The organism is Polaromonas sp. P1_G1 (assembly GCF_056405595.1).
Window position 1 is genome coordinate 1 of sequence record NZ_JBFUBU010000220.1, and the last position, 419, is coordinate 419.

Genomic DNA, 419 nt, shown 5'->3' on the forward strand with positions numbered 1-419 from the left:
CCATTGGCCTTCCTCCCATTGTTCAATACGCCAGTTCTTCGCATGAACTGCTGTTGAGACATATGGTATCCGTCCAGCTGCTTAAATACAGGCTGATTCATGGCCTGAAATTGCTCGAGAGCGACTAGCACCTTAAGTCGAGCAACCTATTTGAACTGTATTCATCGTGAAGCTTCGTCAAGCCGCTCTCTCCGCCGCACTATTCAATACCTTCGCCACCACCTCCTTACTCAGCGTAGGCACAAACGTCTCAATAAACCGATAGGCATACCCCCGCAGCCACGCCCCGCGGCGCAGCCCGAGCCGCGTCACGTTCACCTGGAACAGGTGGCCCGCGTCGAGGATGCGCAGGTGCGCGTCGCGCTCCTCGTCCACCGCAACCGATGCGACGATGCCTACGCCCATGCCCAGTTCCACAT

1 pseudogene is annotated in these 419 nt (G+C 56.8%); it reads right to left on the reverse strand.

Annotated elements, in window-relative coordinates:
* Positions 1-177: 177 nt before the first annotated feature.
* Positions 178-419: pseudogene (locus tag AC1D1Y_RS26565) on the reverse strand (transcriptional regulator); the annotation flags it as partial.